The organism is Pseudarthrobacter linnaei (assembly GCF_055412825.1).
Genome location: NZ_JBVAYX010000002.1, coordinates 241,679 through 259,465, shown reverse-complemented (window position 1 = coordinate 259,465; position 17,787 = coordinate 241,679). Strand labels below are relative to the sequence as shown.

At 68.0% G+C, this 17,787-nt stretch carries 15 protein-coding genes and 1 pseudogene; 10 read left to right on the top strand and 6 right to left on the bottom strand.

Going from position 1 to position 17,787, the window contains the following annotated elements; genetic code table 11:
- Positions 1-405 precede the first annotated feature (405 nt).
- Positions 406-1,359, top strand: coding sequence for a type IV toxin-antitoxin system AbiEi family antitoxin domain-containing protein (locus ACZYZ3_RS03205; RefSeq protein WP_463962394.1), 954 nt, complete (start codon positions 406-408; stop codon positions 1,357-1,359).
- Positions 1,360-1,663: 304 nt separating this feature from the next.
- Here the strand turns inward: ACZYZ3_RS03205 and ACZYZ3_RS03200 are convergent, their stop codons facing one another.
- The 4 genes from ACZYZ3_RS03200 to ACZYZ3_RS03185 all read right to left on the bottom strand — a co-directional run bounded on the left by ACZYZ3_RS03200 (position 1,664) and on the right by ACZYZ3_RS03185 (position 5,830).
- Positions 1,664-2,467 (bottom strand): amino acid ABC transporter ATP-binding protein, encoded by an 804-nt coding sequence (locus ACZYZ3_RS03200; RefSeq protein WP_463962393.1) that lies wholly within the window; start codon positions 2,465-2,467, stop codon positions 1,664-1,666.
- Between the two features lie 11 nt (positions 2,468-2,478).
- Positions 2,479-3,270 (bottom strand): amino acid ABC transporter permease, encoded by a 792-nt coding sequence (locus ACZYZ3_RS03195; protein WP_463962392.1) that lies wholly within the window; start codon positions 3,268-3,270, stop codon positions 2,479-2,481.
- Between the two features lie 94 nt (positions 3,271-3,364).
- Positions 3,365-4,168: an ABC transporter substrate-binding protein gene (locus tag ACZYZ3_RS03190; protein WP_463962391.1), complete on the bottom strand. Its 804-nt coding sequence runs from the start codon at positions 4,166-4,168 to the stop codon at positions 3,365-3,367.
- A 162-nt stretch (positions 4,169-4,330) separates the two neighbouring features.
- On the bottom strand, positions 4,331-5,830 hold the full coding sequence (locus ACZYZ3_RS03185) for an isochorismate synthase (RefSeq protein WP_463962390.1): 1,500 nt from the start codon (positions 5,828-5,830) through the stop codon (positions 4,331-4,333).
- A gap of 118 nt (positions 5,831-5,948) precedes the next feature.
- On the opposite strand from ACZYZ3_RS03185, the gene ACZYZ3_RS03180 reads away from it, so the two are divergent.
- The 4 genes and pseudogenes from ACZYZ3_RS03180 (at position 5,949) to ACZYZ3_RS03165 (ending at position 10,632) form a co-directional block, all read left to right on the top strand.
- On the top strand, positions 5,949-6,749 hold the full coding sequence (locus ACZYZ3_RS03180; protein ID WP_463962389.1) for a demethylmenaquinone methyltransferase: 801 nt from the start codon (positions 5,949-5,951) through the stop codon (positions 6,747-6,749).
- Positions 6,750-6,761: 12 nt separating this feature from the next.
- Positions 6,762-8,111: pseudogene (locus tag ACZYZ3_RS03175) on the top strand (geranylgeranyl reductase family protein); the annotation flags it as partial.
- A gap of 197 nt (positions 8,112-8,308) precedes the next feature.
- Positions 8,309-9,409, top strand: a complete 1,101-nt coding sequence (locus tag ACZYZ3_RS03170) for a polyprenyl synthetase family protein (RefSeq protein WP_463962388.1) — start codon at positions 8,309-8,311, stop codon at positions 9,407-9,409.
- Between the two features lie 401 nt (positions 9,410-9,810).
- On the top strand, positions 9,811-10,632 hold the full coding sequence (locus ACZYZ3_RS03165) for an endonuclease domain-containing protein (RefSeq protein WP_463962387.1): 822 nt from the start codon (positions 9,811-9,813) through the stop codon (positions 10,630-10,632).
- Between the two features lie 104 nt (positions 10,633-10,736).
- Here ACZYZ3_RS03165 and ACZYZ3_RS03160 read toward each other — a convergent pair whose 3' ends face one another.
- Positions 10,737-11,165, bottom strand: a complete 429-nt coding sequence (locus ACZYZ3_RS03160) for a hypothetical protein (RefSeq protein ID WP_463962386.1) — start codon at positions 11,163-11,165, stop codon at positions 10,737-10,739.
- A 14-nt stretch (positions 11,166-11,179) separates the two neighbouring features.
- A complete protein-coding gene (locus ACZYZ3_RS03155; protein ID WP_463962385.1) occupies positions 11,180-11,851 on the bottom strand; it encodes a trimeric intracellular cation channel family protein in 672 nt (223 codons plus the stop codon).
- A 61-nt stretch (positions 11,852-11,912) separates the two neighbouring features.
- Here ACZYZ3_RS03155 and ACZYZ3_RS03150 point away from each other — a divergent pair, with 61 nt between their 5' ends.
- The 5 genes from ACZYZ3_RS03150 to ACZYZ3_RS03130 all read left to right on the top strand — a co-directional run bounded on the left by ACZYZ3_RS03150 (position 11,913) and on the right by ACZYZ3_RS03130 (position 17,751).
- A complete protein-coding gene (locus tag ACZYZ3_RS03150; protein ID WP_463962384.1) occupies positions 11,913-12,647 on the top strand; it encodes a sirohydrochlorin chelatase in 735 nt (244 codons plus the stop codon).
- A gap of 190 nt (positions 12,648-12,837) precedes the next feature.
- A complete protein-coding gene (locus ACZYZ3_RS03145; RefSeq protein ID WP_463962383.1) occupies positions 12,838-14,586 on the top strand; it encodes a nitrite/sulfite reductase in 1,749 nt (582 codons plus the stop codon).
- Positions 14,583-15,299 carry a phosphoadenylyl-sulfate reductase gene (locus ACZYZ3_RS03140; RefSeq protein ID WP_463962382.1) on the top strand — a complete coding sequence of 239 codons (717 nt, stop codon included), beginning with the start codon at positions 14,583-14,585 and terminating at the stop codon, positions 15,297-15,299. The genes ACZYZ3_RS03145 and ACZYZ3_RS03140 overlap by 4 nt, the downstream gene beginning before the upstream one ends.
- A complete protein-coding gene (gene cysD, locus ACZYZ3_RS03135; RefSeq protein WP_463962381.1) occupies positions 15,296-16,267 on the top strand; it encodes a sulfate adenylyltransferase subunit CysD in 972 nt (323 codons plus the stop codon). Before ACZYZ3_RS03140 ends, cysD begins: the two co-directional genes overlap by 4 nt.
- Positions 16,267-17,751: a sulfate adenylyltransferase subunit 1 gene (locus tag ACZYZ3_RS03130; RefSeq protein WP_463962380.1), complete on the top strand. Its 1,485-nt coding sequence runs from the start codon at positions 16,267-16,269 to the stop codon at positions 17,749-17,751. The genes cysD and ACZYZ3_RS03130 overlap by 1 nt, the downstream gene beginning before the upstream one ends.
- The last annotated feature ends 36 nt before the right edge of the window (positions 17,752-17,787 follow it).

Below are 17,787 nucleotides of genomic sequence, written 5' to 3'. Positions count from 1 at the left end.
CCTGCGACGCCCTAACAGCCCTGCGACGCAGAACGTGCCTCGTGACGCGCCAAGTACCCGGCGCGCCCTTATACCCGCAGCGTCAGGTCTTTAGCGCCGCGCACAACCGGAACCGGGTCGCAGAACGGGAGGGAGCACTACGCGTGAATTAGCGACGCCGAACGTGCCCGGCGACGCCGAACGTGCCCGGAGACGCTGAACGTGCCCGGAGACGCTGAACGTGCCCGGCGACGCGGAACGAGCTCCATGAGGCGGCAAGTATTCGGCGCGCCCTTATACCCGCAGCGTCAGGTCTTTAGCGCCGCGCACAACCGGAACCGCGTCGCAGAGCTGGAAGCGCGTCGGTTGTCCACATGGCCACCCTGCGGGATGGTGGGGCCGCCGTAGTGCTGAGAGGTTCGTTCCATGAACGAGCTGCCAAAGTTGATCCTGACCCGCGAGAACATCCAACAAGGACTGAACCCCAAAGAGGTGGCCCGCCGCTGCCGCTCAGGCGCGCTGGTCCGGGTGCGTCGCGGTGTCTATGTCGACGGTGGCGGCTGGCGGGATTTGAAACCATGGCAGCAGTACCGGGTCCGGGTGAGTGCGGCGGCGGAGACCTTGGTTGCTCCGACGATCTTCGCCTGGCACTCCGCCGCTTCCGTGTGGCGAATCCCGACCATCGGACTGCGGCATCCCGTGCACGCACTGACCCTGCAGAACGACGGCGGACGCTCCCGGGCGGGAGTCGTGCGGCACTATGCCCCGAAGACCGGGTTGAAGTGCGTCCGGCGGGACGGGCTGCTGGTGACCGGGAGAGTTCGCACGGTACTGGATCTCGCGGCCTTCTCACCGTTTGTCGAGGCCGTAGTGCCTGTAGACCACGTGCTCAAGCCGGACGTTGCCCAGGGACTCCCGGCTCTCACGAAGGAGCAGCTCTTGGCCGGAATCGACGGCAATTACACAGCGGCTGCCGCGAGGCGGATCCGGGCGGCCGTGGAATTTGCCGATTCGCGGTCCGGATCGCCCGGCGAGTCATACAGCCGGGCTCTCATGTGGGTGGCCGGGTTCGAGGCGCCGGAACTCCAGCATGAGATTCGCGATGGTTCAGGGCTTGTCGGCTACACGGACTACTACTGGGACGGCGTGCGCGTGGCAGGAGAGTTCGACGGCGTCGAAAAGTACGTCAAGCCCGAATTTCTGAAAGGCCGGACTATCTCGCAGGCCGTCGTCGACGAGAAGGACAGGGAAGACAGGATCCGGGCATTGGGACACGGCGTGGTCCGCTGGGTCTGGGCCGATCTGATGGCAGCCGGCCAGCTCGAAAGGAAGCTGGCAGCGGCGGGTGTTCCCCGGCGTCGCACACGCTCTGCACGGTGACGGTGACGGTGACGGTGGCGGTGACGGTGACGGTGACGGTGACGGTGACGGCGACGCGCCATCCGCCTCATGACGCGCGAAAGCCCTGACGCCGCCGTATTCCGGTAGCGCCAGGGCTTTTGCGCGTCGCCAAGCGCAATCCGCCGCGCGCGGGTTCGCGCAAACGCCGTACTACGCGATGGCGGTGTGGGCAGGGAGTAGCGTCGGGGCTTTTGCGCGTCGCCAGGCGAGATCCGCCGCGCGCGGGACCGCGACGGACCAGCGGGCGACGTGGAATCCGCGGCGCAGGCGAGCGAAAGGGAACCTACTCCGCGATGTCGATGTGGGTCGGGTCGAGGACACGGCGGAGGAATTCCTTGGTGCGGGCGTGGGCGGGGGAGCTGATGACCTTCTCGGCCACACCTTCCTCCACGACGACGCCGCCGTCCATGAAGACCACCCGGTCGGCGACCTCGCGGGCGAAGCCCATCTCGTGGGTCACCACCAGCATGGTCATGCCTTCCCTGGCCAGGTTCCGCATGACGGATAGGACATCGCCCACGGTTTCCGGGTCCAGGGCCGAAGTGGGCTCATCGAAGAGCATCAGTTCGGGGTCCATGCTCAGGGCGCGGGCAATGGCCACCCGCTGCTGCTGCCCGCCGGAGAGCTCGTCCGGGAAACGGTCCGCGAGGTGTCCCAGGCCGACGCGCTCGAGGTTCTTTATGGCCGCCGCGGAGGCATCGGCCTGGCTGCGCTTGAGCACCTTGGTCTGCGCGATCGTGCAGTTCTGCAGCGCGCTCAGATGCGGGAAGAGGTTGAACTGCTGGAAGACCATGCCCACCTTGCGGCGCATCTTGTCGATGTCCACATCCGGGTCGGTGGATTCGAACCCGCCCACGTGGATCGTGCCCTGGTTCGGCTGTTCGAGCAGGTTCACGCAGCGCAGCAGGGTCGATTTGCCCGAGCCCGAGGGGCCGATCAGGCAGACAACCTCGCCGGGGGCAACCTCGAGGTCGATCCCCTTCAGGACCTCGTTGGAGCCGTAGGACTTCCGCAGGTCCTTGATGGAGACCCCTGCGGCCTGGACGGCCCCGCTGCGGCCGTGGGCGTTCTGTTCGACGTCGTTCATGACTGTCCTGCCTATCGCTTCGTCCGCGCGGAGCGGCTTTCGAACTTCCGGGCCAAGAGGCTCAGCGGGATGGTGATCACAAGGTAGAAGGCGCCGGCGACCAGGAGCGGGGTCAGGCCCGCGCCGAGGCTGGAGATGCCGTCGCGGCCGAACTTCGTGAGCTCGTACTGGGAGGCAGTGAGGCCGAGCACGTAGATCAGCGAGGAGTCCTTGGTCAGCAGGATGACCTCGTTGGTCAGCGGCGGCAGGACGATCCGGAAAGCCTGGGGGATGACGATCGAGATCATCGCCCGCCACTGCGGCATGCCGAGGGAACGGGCGGCCTCCATCTGTCCCTTCGGCACGGCCTGCAGGCCGGCGCGCAGAGTTTCGGCAATGTAGGCCGCGGCCACCATGCCGAGCGAGACCATAACCACCACGGTCACGTTCCAGGAAACTCCGAAGGCCAGCGGCACGCCGTAGCCGAACGCGATGAAGACCAGCAGGGCCGGGACACCGCGGAAGAACTCGATGTAGCCGGTGGCGATCCAGCGGTACAGCGGGAACGAGGAGAGCTTCATGAGGGCCAGCAGCAGACCGCCGGACAGGCCCACGATGAAGCCCAAGGCCGTGTAGATCAGGGTGTTCTTGAGGCCCACCAGGATGATGTCCGGGAACATCGGGCCGATCTTGGCGAAGTTGAAGACGCTGTTGCTGATGGTCTCCCAGTCCGTGGCCACGATCAGGGCGATCACGGCCGCCACAAAGATTCCGGCCTGGACATACAGGCTGACTTTGGCTCGTTGACGTGCGGTCATTGCCATGGTGCTCTCACATTCGTTTTGCGCAGTTGAGGCCCCGTACGGACTGTCGTCCAGCGGTACGGGGCCTCGTCTGTGTCGGTCTCAGGCCGGGGTGCTACTTGGCGGCTTCGCCGAACCAGGTGGTCTCGAACTTCGTCAGCGTGCCGTCATCGGTCAGGCGCTTGAGCGTGCCGTTGACCTGGGTGGCCATCGCGGTGTTGCCCTTCTTGAGGGAGATGCCGAGCTGCTCGCCGGTGGTGAAGTTCTCCACACGCTTGAACTTGGGATCGTCCTTGAAGGCGTAGGCGAGGACAGACTGGTTGCCGAGGGCGGCGTCGATGGTGCCGGCCTGCAGGGCCTGGACCAGGAGGCCGGTGTCCTCGAACTGCTGCGCGTCGAGGCCCTTTTCCTGGGCGTACTTGGCGCCGGTGGTGGCCTGCTGGACGCCGACCTTTTTGCCCTTGGCGCCGTCGAGGTTCGTGATCCCGGAAGCCTCGCTGGCCACCAGGGTCAGGTCATCGTCCATGTACGGGCTGGAGAAGTCCATGACCGACTTGCGGGTGTCCGTGATGGAGATGGAGGAGATGGAGATGTCGCACTGGGTCAGCGCGGTACCGGTCTCGATGGCCTCGAAGGAGCTGTCCACAACGCTGAGTTCAGCCTTCATGTCCTTGGCCACCTCAGCGGCGATGTCCATGTCGAAGCCGACGATCTTGCCGTCCTTCTGGAATTCGAACGGCTCGTAGGGCACATCCGAGCAGACCGTCAGCTTGCCGGCGTTGATGAGCTTGATGCCGCCTTCGGAGGTGGCTGCGGGGGTCGAGCTGCCGCCGCAGGCCGTGAGGGTGAGGGCGCCGACGGCGAGGAGTGCGGCTGCCTTGGCGGCCACCTTTGCCGAGGCGAGGGACTTGAGCTGCATGGTTTTTTACCTCTTGTTGCAGGAGCAGACGTGACTTAGCGGCTTATAGTGTACCGCCGAATACGAGATGTGCATCACAGGAAACTTAGTTTTACCATTGGATAACTATTGACGACACTAGTGCAAGCCCCCACGGGCCCGCAGTGTCTCCTATCCCGGACTCTAGCTGTTGATGCCGAGGGACTCCAGCATCGGCCGGAACTTCGCCCAGGTTTCCGCGAGCTCGGCCTCGGGCACGGATCCCTCGACGACGCCGCAGCCGGCGTACAGCCGCACGGTCTCCGGGGATTCGATGACGGCGCCGCGCAGCGCGATGCCCCATTCGCCGTTGCCGGCCGCGTCGAGCCAGCCCACCGGTCCGGCGTAGGGTCCGCGGTCGAGGTGCTCCAGCTTGCGGATCAGCGCTCCCGCCACCGTGGTGGGCGTGCCGCAGACCGCTGCCGTGGGATGCAGGGCGTTGATCAGCGCGAGGCAGGTGGGCACATGGCCTTCGACCTCGGCGAGCTCCGCTTTTACGTCCGAGGCGAGGTGCCAGACGTTGGGCAGTTCCAGGATGAAGGGTTCGCTGTGCGCATTCATCGCCTCCGAGAACGGCGCCAGCTGGGTGGTCAGGGACTGGATGGCGATGTCGTGTTCGTGCCGCTGCTTTTCGGACCCGGCCAGCACGCGCTCGGCGAACTCCAGCGGCGAGCCGTCCATGCCGTCGGCGTCGCGGCGGTCCAGGGTGCCGGCCAGGACGCGGGCCTGCGCGGTGCGGCCCTCCACCTGGATCAGCATCTCCGGCGTCGCGCCCACGAGCCCGTCCACGCCGTAGGTCCAGCATTCGCGGTAGCGGACGGCGAGCTGGCGGAGGATTTCGGCGGCGTTCACCCCGGCCGGGACGGTGGCCACGATATCGCGGGCCAGCACCAGCTTCTCCAGCGCCCCGGTGCGGATCTCCGCCACGCCCGCGGCCACCGCCGCCATCCAGTCCGCCTCGCTCAGCGACCCGGTGTGCAGCGTTGCCCCGGCGGCCAGCGGAAGGGGACGCACGACGGCGCCGCCCGCCGGCGCGGTGCTGATTGCTGCGGTGCCGTCCCCGGCTGTGCCGCCCGCCGGCGCGGTGCTGATTGCTGCGGTGCCGTCCGCAACAGAGCCGGCTCCCGCCGTCGGGCCCGCTACCAGGGTTGCGTCGACAAGAGTGGCGTCGAGCAGGGTGCCGCCCAGATCGCTGGCGCGGGCGCCGGCGTGCCCGCCGCCCAGCCAGCGGTCCAGCGCGGTGCGGGCGCCCGCTTCGGTGAGGTCGCCGTCGTCGAACGTCATCTGGGTGAGCCAGGCCTTGCCGTCGCGCAGCCCGACGACGATTTCGGGCACGATCAGCCTTGAGGCGTGCGCGGAGGCTTTGGAGAAGGCGAACGAGCCGAACGCGACGGGGCCGGTGCCGGGCCAGTCGACGGGGTCGTCGATCTCGGCCTCGAGGACCAGATGGCGCCACCAGATGTCCGCTTCGAGGAAACGCTCGGGTCCCGTGGCGGTGAACCGGGCCACCTCGCCGAAGCCGACCAGGCCGGCTTCGCGGCGGGTCCAGCAGAGGAGGTCGTCCCGGACCAGAAACGACGGCAGCCCCCCGGGGAATGATTCTGCATCGAGGGGGACTGTCAAGGTTCGGAACGCGCTCGTCATAGTGAGACAACACTACTCCCGCCCCGCCGGGGGCTCCGCTCAAGCGCTGCCGACGCGCAGTTCAGCCCCAGTTCAGGCGTGGTTAGGGTGTGTGCTGATCATTTGAGACAATGTCAGGGTGAACCGAGCATCCTTGGATAAGCGTCCGGACGAAGTAGCCACGATGTTTGACGACGTCGCCCCCAAATACGACGTCGTCAACGATGTCCTGTCAATGGGGCAGACGCGCCGTTGGCGCAAGGTTGTGGTCGAAGCCATGGATGTGAAGCCCGGCCAGCGGGTGCTCGACCTCGCCGCCGGCACGGGCACCTCCAGCGAACCGTATGCCGACGCCGGCATCGATGTGATCGCCTGCGACTTCTCCCTCGGCATGCTCAAGGTCGGCAAGCGCCGCCGCCCCGACATCGACTTCATCGCCGGCGACGCCACGCGCCTGCCATTCGCGGACAACACCTTCGATGCCAGCACCATCTCCTTCGGCCTGCGCAACGTCAACGAGCCCAAGAAGGCCCTGGCCGAGATGCTCCGGGTCACCAAGCCCGGCGGCAAGCTCGTCATCGCCGAGTTCTCCCAGCCCGTGGTGCCGCTGTGGCGGACCATGTACACCGAATACCTCATGCGCGCGCTCCCCGCGATCGCCGTCAAGGTCTCCTCCAACCCGGACGCCTACGTTTACCTTGCCGAGTCCATCCGCGCCTGGCCGGACCAGGACCACCTCGCGGCCTGGCTGCAGGAAGCCGGCTGGGACAAGGCTTCCTACCGCAATCTCAGCGGCGGCATCGTCGCGGTGCACCGCGGCGTCAAGCCCGGCGCCGAGACCGGTGCGTCAACTGACCCTGCCGCTGGCGCGAAGGCGCTGGCGAACCACACCGGACCGGTGGCGAAGCTGCGCCGCAACATCACCCGGCCCGCGCGTTAGTCCACCGACGCCGTGAAAGTACTGATCGTCGGAGCAGGTCCGGCCGGATCCACTGCCGCCTACTACCTGGCGCAGGCGGGCATCGACGTCACGGTGCTGGAAAAGACCAGCTTCCCGCGGGAAAAGGTCTGCGGCGACGGGCTCACCCCCCGCGCCGTCCGCGAGATCCAGAAGCTCGGCCTGCCGCACCCCGAGGGCGACGGCTGGCGCCGCAACAAGGGCCTGCGCCTGCTGGCCGGCGGCCGCAGCATCGAACTGCCCTGGCCCGAGGTCTCCGACTTCCCGCAGTACGGACTGATCCGGACCCGCCTGGGCTTCGATGAGGAACTGGCCCGGCACGCCCAGTCCGCGGGCGCCGTCGTGCTGGAACGCCACAGCGTCACCGAGGCACTTCGCGACGACGACGGCCGCGTCACCGGGGTCCGCGCCGCCCTGCTGGATGAGTCCGGCCGCAAGACGGGGGAGACCCGGGACTTCACCGCCGACGTCGTCCTCGCCGCCGATGGGAACTCCAGCCGCACCGCGGTGTCGCTGGGAATCCGGAAGCGCGATGACCGGCCGCTCGGCGTCGCCGTCCGCACCTACTTCACCTCGCCGCGGCACGACGACGACTGGATGGAAGGCTGGCTGGAGCTCCGTTCGCCGGCTTCCCACGTCTCGCAAGCTCGCCGCGGGCCCCCCGCCGGCTCGCTCGGCCGCGACGGCAAGCTGCTCCCCGGCTACGGCTGGGTGTTCGGCGTCGGCGACGGCACCTCCAACGTCGGCCTGGGCATCCTGAACTCATCCAAGGAATTCGGCAAGCTCGACTACAAGCAGGTCCTGCGCGAATGGACCGCCGGCATGCCCGCCGAGTGGGGCTTCACCCCGGAAAACCAGGTCGGTGAGATCCGCGGCGCAGCGCTGCCGATGGGCTTCAACCGCACCCCGCACTACTCGCCGGGCCTCCTGTTGCTCGGCGACGCCGGCGGCATGGTCTCCCCGTTTAACGGCGAGGGCATCTCCTACGCCATGGAATCCGCCCGGTTTGCGGCCGAGTTCATCATCGACGGCGCCGCGCGCTCTGCCTCCGCGGGCTGGGGCCCGGCCGACGCCGATGCGCACCTTTCGCGGTACGCGGACTATGTGCGGGACCAGTGGGGATCGCACTTCACCCTCGGCCGGGCCTTCGCCGCCCTGATCGGCAAACCGGCCGTGATGAAACTGGCCCTCCGGACGGGCATGCCCATCCCTGTCCTGATGCGCTTCGTCGTGAGGCTGCTGGCCAACCTGACCGACCCCGCGGCCAAGAGCTTCGAGGACCGCGTCATCCGGGTGCTGGAATCGCTGGGCCCGGCGACGTCCAATCAGGGCCCGTCCCGGGCGGACGCCGGCAGTGCGGCGGCGCCCAACCAGGCCTTGCCCAGGTCGGACGCTGGCAGTGCGGCGGCGCCCAACCAGGCTCTGCCCAGATCGGACGCCGGCAGCGCGGCCTCGCCGCAGACTGGCCCGTCCCGCACCGACATCCCTGCGCACACCGGCGCCAACTCCGCGGTTTCCGCAACAATAGTTAGGGTTAACCCGTGACCAACTCTGCAGACCAAAGCTGGACGCACGCCGGACACGGCCTGCCGAGCTCCGAGCCCGACCTCAACACCACCGCGATCGCCACCGGATTGCAGCTGCCGGCTGGCTTTGCCGCGATCGCCGGGGACCCCGAACTGGGGCCGGCGATCACCACCAACCTGGCCCGCGTGGAGAAGAAGCTGCGCGAAGCCATCGCCAACTCCGATCCGCTGGCTGACGCCACGTCGCGCCACCTCGTGGAGGCCGGCGGCAAGCGCATCCGGCCATTGTTGACTCTGCTCTGCGCCCACCTGGGCGACGCCTCCCGGCCCGCCGTGGTGCAGGCCGCCGTCGTCGTCGAACTCACCCACCTGGCGACGCTCTACCACGACGATGTGATGGACTCCGCTCCGTTCCGCCGCGGCGCCCCCACGGCGCACGAGGTCTGGGGCAACTCCGTCGCGGTCCTGACCGGCGACCTGATTTTTGCCCGCGCCTCCATCCTGGTCTCCGAGCTCGGTTCCCGCGCGCTGGGCATCCAGGCCCGCACCTTTGAACGGCTCTGCCTGGGCCAGCTGCACGAAACCGTGGGGCCGCGCCCGGACGAGGACCCGGTGGAGCACTACCTCTCGGTCATCGCGGACAAGACCGGCTCGCTGGTGGCGGCCTCCGGGCAGCTCGGCGCGATCTTCTCCGGCGCCGACGAAGCCTACGAACCGATGCTGGTCGAGTACGGCGAAAAGGTGGGCGTGGCCTTCCAGCTCGCCGACGACGTCATCGATGTCACCGGCGTCAAAGTCAAGTCCGGCAAGTCCCCGGGCACCGACCTGCGGGAAGGGGTGCCGACGCTGCCGGTCCTGCTGCTGCGCAAGAAGGCCGACGACGGTGACCAGTCCGCCGTCGAACTCCTGAAGCTCATCGACGGAGACCTCAGCTCCGACGAGGCCCTCGCCGCCGCCGTCGCGGGCCTGCGGGAGCATCCCGTGACGGCGGAATCCTGGGTGGTGGCCCGGGCCTGGGCCGACGAGGCAATTGCCGCCCTCGTGCCGCTCCCCGAGGGCGTTGTGAAGGACTCGCTGACCAACTTCGCGCTGGCAGTGGTGGACCGCGCCAGCTGAGTTTGGTTGGGTCCGGTTTCGGCGGATTTCATAGTCCTGGGTTTTCCGGCTTAAACGGAATGGCCCCGGTTCCTGCAACGGCGAGTCATCCGTTGCGTCGAACCGGGGCCATTTCTCCGTTCGCATCAGATCCACCGGAGGCATTTAGTGAACCCACGAACGAGCATATGACAGAAATGTCACGCTGTCTAGATCCTATGTAAATGGCTTGTCACAGGCTTATCAGGTGATTCCCGAAGGACTTTCCCCACGTTTCAACGTTGCATTGACGTAACCCCTGGCCTTTCGCTGCGGCACGCCGTGGGGGGTGTCTGATAAGTGGGGAGATTCGGCGGAGCGTTTTGTCCACATAGTCCAACCGCCGGGTCTACGACATGGTCCCCGACGGGTCTGCTGGAGTCATGGACGTCACCGAGTACTTGAAATACGCCGGCTCGGTGGCCCGGACGGCGACGCTGTTGCAGGCCGGATTCACCGAACGGGCCATCAGGAGCACCCTGGCTTCCGGGCAGGCGGTGCGGTTGCGGCACGGAGTAGTGGCGCTGCACGGTGCGCAGCCGGACTTCGTTGCCGCCGTACTGGCCAACGGACTGCTGTGCTGCGCCTCGGCGGCCCCGCACCACGGGCTCTGGAGACTGTATGCCCCGGAGCGGCTGCACCTCCTGTGCCGGCATGGCTCCGTTGCCGGGGTCGTGATTCATCGTGGCAGTGTGGTGCCGCCGGATTTCCCCCGCCCGGTGGCTGGGATAACCAACTCGTTGTTGCATGCAGTGCGGTGCCTGCCCGCTGTCGAAGCCGTGGTCATGGTGGAAAGCGCCCTGGTTCAGGGCCGCACCACGCTCGGCTATCTCGGGCAACGTCTTCCGGGAAATCGAAACGGAGGGGCACGCAGGGTCCTGGACCTAGTCGACGGAACCGCGGACTCCGCGATAGAAGTTGTGGCCAGGCTGCTGTTCCGGAGTGAAGGGATCTACACCCAGACGCAGGTGGACCTGCCGGGAATCGGCATTGTGGACTTCCTGCTTGAAGGCTTCCTCATCGTGGAGATCGATGGAGGCACGCACTTCGAACCCCGGCAGGTCAAGAAAGACCGCCTGAGGAACAATGCCAGCACCCTGACCGGCTACGCCGTGCTCCGTTACGGGTACCAGGACGTTGTCTACAACCAGCAAAAGATCGTCCGGGAAGTGTGGCAGGTCCTGCGGGGCCGGGCGGTGCGCTGAGATTCCCCACTTGTGGCTTCCCGACGCCGGGAATCCCCGCAATTCGGGGCAACACGCGGGATGTGCCAGTCAAAGGTGGGGAGAATCCGCCGGCGAAGAGGAGGTTAGTCCTCGTCCTCGTCGTTGAAGGCCCACTCGAACATGTCGAAGACGAACTCCGAGAACGTTCCCTCTTCGCTCTTCCACTGGCCGCGGGCATTGTTGCGGCGGTACACGATCGGGTCCGGGACACTGAGGTCGCCGACCCGGAAACCCCAGGTGAACTGTTCTTCCTCGTCCTCGAGGAACATGAGGAAGCCCTCGTCATCAACTTCGAGCTCTTCGGGGTCCCAGAAGTAGTGGTACGCCTCCATGATGTCCTCGCAACCGCCGACCGCGAGGTAGAACTCCCGCAACACCATCGGCACCTGGAACTGGTGCTCGGCGAGGGCATCGTCCAGCTCCTCGGCCAGGAGGCCATCCTCTTCCTGCCATTCGTCTTCGAGATACTTCGGAACAAGCGCGCGGAACTTCTCGAGGAACATGTCAGTCATGGTTCTTATCCTAGCTAATCCTTGGGACCGCCACTCGCCGCGCCCAGGCCGAGCCGGTGCCAGCCGCGGACCGCCAGCGGAACGTGCCATTGGCGCCGCCAGGCCGTGACGCGGAAGGCGAAAACGATGGCCGCAACGGCCCCCGCGGTGACCGCGTTGAAGGTGCCCGTGACGGACAGGACCATGGTCAGTGCCGCCCCCGCAAACGCCGGCAGCGCGTAGATGTCCCTCGGATCGAACAGCTGCGGCACCTCATTGGCAGTGATGTCGCGCAGCAGGCCGCCGCCCACCGCCGTCGTGACCCCGAGGAGCACCGCCGCAACGGGGTTCATCCCGGCGTCCATCGCCTTGAGGGTACCGGTGATGCAGAAGAGCGCCAGTCCGCCGGCATCGAACAGGATGAGCAGCGAGGTGTAGCGCTGGACGCTGGAGAACAGGAAGTACACCAGCACCGCGGCCAGCAGCGGCGGCGCCAGGTAGGCCGGGTTGGTGAAGGCCGTCGGCGGGCCGGCGTTGATGATGATGTCGCGGATGACGCCGCCGCCCAGGCTCACCACCGAGGCTAGGAGCAGGGAGCCGATGATGTCGAACTGTTTCCGCGCCGCGAGCAGGGACCCGGAGACCGCGAAGAAGAAGACACCGGCCAGGTCCAGCCAGAGCAGGACAACGCTGAAGGAAAAAGTCATGGAGGGTCCCGGGGGCTATCAGGGGGGCGGATGGGGCGGGTCCAAGGCTACGCTAACGGCTATGAATAGCCCCATCCTGATCGCCTGCGCCCACGGCACGTCAAGTACCGAGGGCGCCGCCGAAGTCAACGCCCTCCGGGCCGGGATCGCCGCGCTGCGGCCCGGACTCGACGTCCGCGAGGCCTACGTCGATGTCCAGGACCCCGAGCTGCCGGACGTGGTCGCGGGCCTGCCGGCGGGGGAGACCGCCGTCGTTGTCCCGCTGCTGCTCAGCGTCGGCTACCACGTCAAGGTGGACATCGCCCGGGCCGTCAAGAGCCGCCCGGGCACCCGCGCCGCCGCGCCGCTGGGGCCCGACCCGCGGCTCGCGGCGCTGCTGGACGTCCGGCTCCGGGAGGCCGGGGTGACCGACAACGACGCCGTGATCCTCGCCGCTGCCGGGTCCTCCGACCCCACCGCCGCGCAGAATGTCGAGGAACTCACGGTCCAGCTGCGCGCGCTGCGGTCCAACCGGATCATGGCCGCCTACGGGGCGTCCGCGAAGCCGTCCGTGCCCGAAGCCGTGGCCATGCTCCGCGAGGAGGCCGCAGGCGGCGCCGGCGCGGGGGAGTCCGCCGGGGCGGTGGACCTGGGCGGCCGGGTGGTCATCGCCGCCTACCTGCTGGCCCCGGGCTTCTTCCACGACCAGCTCGGCAAGGCCGGCGCCGACCTCGTCACGGCGGCCCTGCTGCCCTCGCCCGTGCTCGCCGAAATCGCGCTGGAACGCTACGACGCCGCGCTCGCCGCGGGGGCCTGACGCCGCGCTCGCGGCCGCGCTCGATGCGGGGCCTGACCCGCCTGGGGCACGGCCGGCCTGCACCCCGCACCATGCACACCGCCCCCGCCGCTTCAAGGCCCGCCGGTGCTTCGTGACGATTTGTTGCCCTAGGTGACCCCGCGTTTCCGGACCTTTGGAACGGCATTAAGGCCGCCCCTACAGTCGATCCATGACTGATACAGCTCTAGCCGGAGCGTCCCCGGACCAGGCTGCCCCAGGCCGCACCAAGCGCCCCACCTCCCGCCCCGCCGCAAAGCCGCACGGGCAGTGGAAAGTGGACGGCACCGCGCCGCTGAACGCCAACGAAACCTGGAAGCAGGAAGACAACGGCCTGAACGTCCGCGAGCGTATCGAGTCCGTCTACTCCAAACACGGCTTCGACTCGATCGAGGGCACGGACCTGCACGGCCGCTTCCGCTGGTGGGGCCTCTACACCCAGCGCAAGCCCGGGATCGACGGCGGCAAGACCGCAACGCTCGAGCCGCACGAGCTCGAGGACAAGTACTTCATGCTGCGGGTCAGGATCGACGGCGGCGCCCTCACCACCGGGCAGCTGCGCGTCATCGGCCAGATCTCCGTCGACTTCGCCCGCGACTCGGCCGACCTCACCGACCGCCAGAACATCCAGCTGCACTGGATCCGGGTCGAGGACGTGCCGGAAATCTGGCGCCGGCTCGAATCGGTGGACCTGTCCACCACGGAAGCCTGCGGCGACGTCCCCCGCGTCATCCTCGGCTCCCCGGTCGCCGGCATCGCCAAGGACGAAATCATCGACCCCACGCCGCTGATCCACGAGCTGGCCGAACGGTTCATCGGCGACCCGGAACTGGCCAACCTGCCGCGCAAATTCAAGACCGCCATCACCGGCCACCCCAGCCAGGACGTGGTGCACGAGATCAACGACGTCGCCCTGGTGGGCCTGGTCCACCCGGAGCTCGGCATCGGCTACGACCTCTGGGTGGGCGGCGCGCTCTCCACCAACCCGATGCTGGGCAAGCGCCTCGGCGCCTTCGTCCGGCCGGACCAGGCCGCCGACGTCTGGCTGGGCGTGACCAGCATTTTCCGCGACTACGGCTACCGGCGCATGCGCACCAAGGCCCGGCTGAAGTTCCTGCTGGCCGACTGGGGACCGGTGAAGTTCCGCCAGGTCCTCGAGGACGAATACCTCGGCTACAAGCTCGACGACGGCCCGGCTGCGCCCAAGCCCTCCACCCCGGGCGACCACATCGGCGTGCACGAACAGAAGGACGGCAAGTTCTTCATCGGCGCCACCCCGCTCGCCGGGCGCCTCTCCGGCGGCCAGCTAGTGAAGCTCGCCGACACCCTGGAAGCCCGCGGTTCGCAGCGGCTGCGCACCACCCCGCACCAGAAGCTCGTCGTCCTCGATGTGCCCAAGGACCAGGTGGAACCGCTTGTCGCCGAACTCGATGCCCTGGGCCTCTCCGCCCGCCCGTCCGTGTTCCGCCGCGGCACCATCGCCTGCACCGGCATCGAATACTGCAAGCTCGCCATCGTCGAAACCAAGCTCACGGCCGCCACCGCGGTCGCCGAGCTGGAACGCCGCCTCGCCGACCTCGTCGAGTCCCGGCAGCTCCCGCAGGCCCTGTCGCTGCACATCAACGGCTGCCCCAACTCCTGCGCCCGGATCCAGACCGCGGACATCGGCCTCAAGGGCATGATGCTTCCCACGCCCGACGGCGACCCCACCCCGGGTTTCCAGGTCCACCTCGGCGGCGGGCTGGCTTCCGAGAGCCGCGAGGAAGCGGGCCTCGGACGCACCGTCCGCGGCCTCAAGGTCACGGCCGAAGACCTCCCCGACTACGTGGAACGCGTGGTCCGGAAGTTCGTGGCCGACCACACCGAGGGCCAGACCTTCGCCGAGTGGGCCTTCGCGGCCGCTGAGGGTGATCTGCAGTGACCCGGACCCAAGCACTCCGCACCCACGACGAGCTCACGGCCGTCGCCGAATCCGGCGCCGCCGAGCTCGGCTGGGACGCCCCGGCCCGCGAGGTGATCGCCTGGGTGGCGCGCCACTTCGAGCTGCCCGCCGTCGCCGTCGCCTGCTCCATGGCCGACGCCGTCCTCCCGGCGCTGGTCGCGGACCAGCTTCCCGGCGTCGACGTGCTTTTCCTGGAGACCGGCTACCACTTCCCGGAAACTTTCGCGACCCGCAACGAGGTCGCGGCGAGCCTGCGCGTGAACGTCGTCGACGTGCTGCCGGAGAACACCGTGGAGCAGCAGGACCGGCTGCTCGGCAAGGACCTCTTCGCCCGCGACCCCGCCCAGTGCTGCGCGCTGCGCAAGGTGGCACCGCTGCGCCGCACCCTGGCCGGCTACGAACTCTGGTTCACCGGCGTCCGCCGCGACGAGGCCCCCACCCGCACCAATACCCCGCTGGTCACCTGGGACGAGACCAACGGCCTGGTCAAGGTCAACCCGGTCGCGGCATGGAGCTTCGACCAGCTGGTGCAGTACTCCGATGACAACCTCCTCCCCGTCAACCCGCTGCTTTCACAGGGCTACCCGTCCATCGGCTGCCAGCCCTGCACGCGCAAGGTGGCGCCGGGCGATGACCCCCGCGCCGGCCGCTGGGCAGGAACCGACAAGACAGAATGCGGACTACACGTATGAGCATCAAAACCACCAACGAGGATCTGGAGCTTTCCGTGCTGGATCTTGACGCTGATTCTCCGAATGCAGCCCCGGCCCGCCTGTCGTCCCTGGACACCCTCGAGTCCGAGGCCATCCACATCATCCGCGAGGTCGTGGCCGAGTTCGAGAAGCCGGCGCTGCTCTTCTCCGGCGGCAAGGACTCCGTGGTGATGCTGCACCTGGCCACCAAGGCGTTCTGGCCGGGCAAGGTGCCGTTCCCGGTGCTGCACGTGGACACCGGGCACAATTTCCCCGAGGTCATCGAGTTCCGCGACCGGACGGTGGAGCGGCTGGGGCTCCGGCTCGTCGTTGGCAGTGTCCAGGAGTTCATCGATTCCGGCGAGCTGGCCGAGCGTGCCGACGGCACCCGCAACCCGCTGCAGACCGTCCCGCTGCTCGACGCGATCCAGCGCAACAAGTTCGATGCCGTGTTCGGCGGCGGCCGCCGCGACGAGGACAAGGCCCGGGCCAAGGAACGGATCCTGAGCCTGCGCGACGAGTTCGGCCAGTGGGACCCGCGCAACCAGCGGCCCGAACTGTGGAACCTCTACAACGGCCGGCACACCGTCGGCCAGCACGTCCGCGCGTTCCCGATCAGCAACTGGACCGAACTCGACGTCTGGCGCTACATCGAGCGCGAAAACATCGACCTGCCGCACCTGTACTACGCCCACGACCGCGAGGTCTTCGCCCGCGACGGCATGTGGCGCGCGGTCGGCGAGGTCTCCCAGCCCCGCGACACCGAGCAGGTCGTCACCAAGACCGTCCGCTACCGGACCGTCGGGGACATGTCCTGCACCGGCGCCGTGGTATCCGCCGCCGCCACAGTGCGCGACGTCGTGATTGAAGTTGCAGCCTCCACCATCACCGAACGTGGCGCCACCCGGGCGGATGACCGCATCTCCGAGGCCGCCATGGAAGACCGCAAGAAGGATGGCTATTTCTAATGAGCACCGACATCGACACCGCCCGCGCGGCCGCCCTTCTTGACGAGGCGCCGCTGGCCCACCGCATTGCCTCTGCGACCCTGTTCCGCTTCGCGACCGCCGGATCGGTCGACGACGGCAAGTCCACCCTGGTGGGCCGGCTCCTGCACGACTCCAAGGCGATCCTCGCCGACCAGCTCGACGCCGTCGCCCGCACTTCCGCGGACCGCGGCTTCGGCGGGGCCGGCGCGGCCGAAGGTCCCAACGGGAAACAGCGGATTGACCTCGCGCTGCTCACCGACGGCCTGCGTGCCGAGCGGGAACAGGGCATCACCATCGACGTCGCCTACCGCTACTTCGCCACGGACCGCCGCAGCTTCATCCTCGCGGACTGCCCCGGGCACGTGCAGTACACCAAGAACACGGTGACCGGCGCGTCCACCGCGGATGCCGTCGTCGTGCTCATCGACGCCCGCAAGGGTGTCCTCGAACAGACCCGCCGGCACCTGTCCGTGCTGCAGCTGCTGCGCGTGGCGCACGTGATTGTCGCCGTGAACAAGATCGACCTGGTGGACTTCAGCGAGGCCGTGTTCCGCGGGATCGAGGCCGACGTGCAGCAGGTGGGCCGCGAGCTCGGACTGGGTCGTGACGACCCAAATACAGGCGGGATCACGGATCTTTTCGTCATCCCGGTCTCCGCGCTCGACGGCGACAACGTCGTGGACCGCTCGGACCGCACCCCCTGGTACGACGGCCCGGCCCTCCTCGAGGTCCTGCAGACCCTGCCGGCCGCGGACGAACTCGAAAGCCACCTGGAGAGCTTCCGGTTCCCGGTCCAGCTCGTGGTCCGGCCGCAGGGGGCGCTGGCTCCCGACGCTATCGCCGCCGGGATCGACGTCGAAGGCTTCCGCGACTACCGCGCCTATGCCGGCCAGATCACCGAGGGCTCCGTGAAACTCGGGGACCAGGTCAGCGTCCTCACCCCGGGCCAGGCGCCGCGCACCACCACGGTGACGGGTATCGACTTCGCGGGCCAGCGGCTGACCGAGGCCGTGGCCCCGCAGTCGGTGGCCCTGCGCCTGGCGGACGAGTTCGACGTGGCACGCGGGGACACGATCGCGGCGGCCGGGCCCGCCGGTGGCAAAATTCCGCAGGCCTCCGCCGACCTGTACGCCGCGCTGTGCTGGCTCTCGCCGAAACCGCTTCGCGAGGGCGCCAAGGTGCTGGTCAAGCACGGGACCCGCACGGTCCAGGCCCTGGTCCGGAACGTCACGGGAAAGCTGGACCTCGCCAACTTCCAGCTCGAGCCCACCACGACGCTGGAGCTCAACGACATCGGCCACGCGCAGCTGCGGCTCGCCGCGCCGCTGCCGCTGGAGAACTACCTGCACCACCGCCGCACCGGGGCGTTCCTGGTGATCGACCCGCTGGACGGCAACACCCTCGCCGCCGGCCTCGTCAAGGACCACCCCGGCGACCACGAGGACGAGCGGTATTCGATCTGAGTTGTTGGCCTGATCTCCGTCTCGCCATACGTAATA

Bases quoted from the DNA above. Each gene is read 5' to 3' on its own strand.
- ACZYZ3_RS03205 (WP_463962394.1), top strand. From the start codon at position 406: ATGAACGAGCTGCCAAAGTTGATCCTGACCCGCGAGAACATCCAACAA.
- ACZYZ3_RS03200 (WP_463962393.1), bottom strand. From the start codon at position 2,467: ATGAACGACGTCGAACAGAACGCCCACGGCCGCAGCGGGGCCGTCCAG.
- ACZYZ3_RS03195 (WP_463962392.1), bottom strand. From the start codon at position 3,270: ATGGCAATGACCGCACGTCAACGAGCCAAAGTCAGCCTGTATGTCCAG.
- ACZYZ3_RS03190 (WP_463962391.1), bottom strand. From the start codon at position 4,168: ATGCAGCTCAAGTCCCTCGCCTCGGCAAAGGTGGCCGCCAAGGCAGCC.
- ACZYZ3_RS03185 (WP_463962390.1), bottom strand. From the start codon at position 5,830: ATGACGAGCGCGTTCCGAACCTTGACAGTCCCCCTCGATGCAGAATCA.
- ACZYZ3_RS03165 (WP_463962387.1), top strand. From the start codon at position 9,811: ATGGACGTCACCGAGTACTTGAAATACGCCGGCTCGGTGGCCCGGACG.
- ACZYZ3_RS03160 (WP_463962386.1), bottom strand. From the start codon at position 11,165: ATGACTGACATGTTCCTCGAGAAGTTCCGCGCGCTTGTTCCGAAGTAT.
- ACZYZ3_RS03155 (WP_463962385.1), bottom strand. From the start codon at position 11,851: ATGACTTTTTCCTTCAGCGTTGTCCTGCTCTGGCTGGACCTGGCCGGT.
- ACZYZ3_RS03150 (WP_463962384.1), top strand. From the start codon at position 11,913: ATGAATAGCCCCATCCTGATCGCCTGCGCCCACGGCACGTCAAGTACC.
- ACZYZ3_RS03145 (WP_463962383.1), top strand. From the start codon at position 12,838: ATGACTGATACAGCTCTAGCCGGAGCGTCCCCGGACCAGGCTGCCCCA.
- cysD (WP_463962381.1), top strand. From the start codon at position 15,296: ATGAGCATCAAAACCACCAACGAGGATCTGGAGCTTTCCGTGCTGGAT.
- ACZYZ3_RS03130 (WP_463962380.1), top strand. From the start codon at position 16,267: ATGAGCACCGACATCGACACCGCCCGCGCGGCCGCCCTTCTTGACGAG.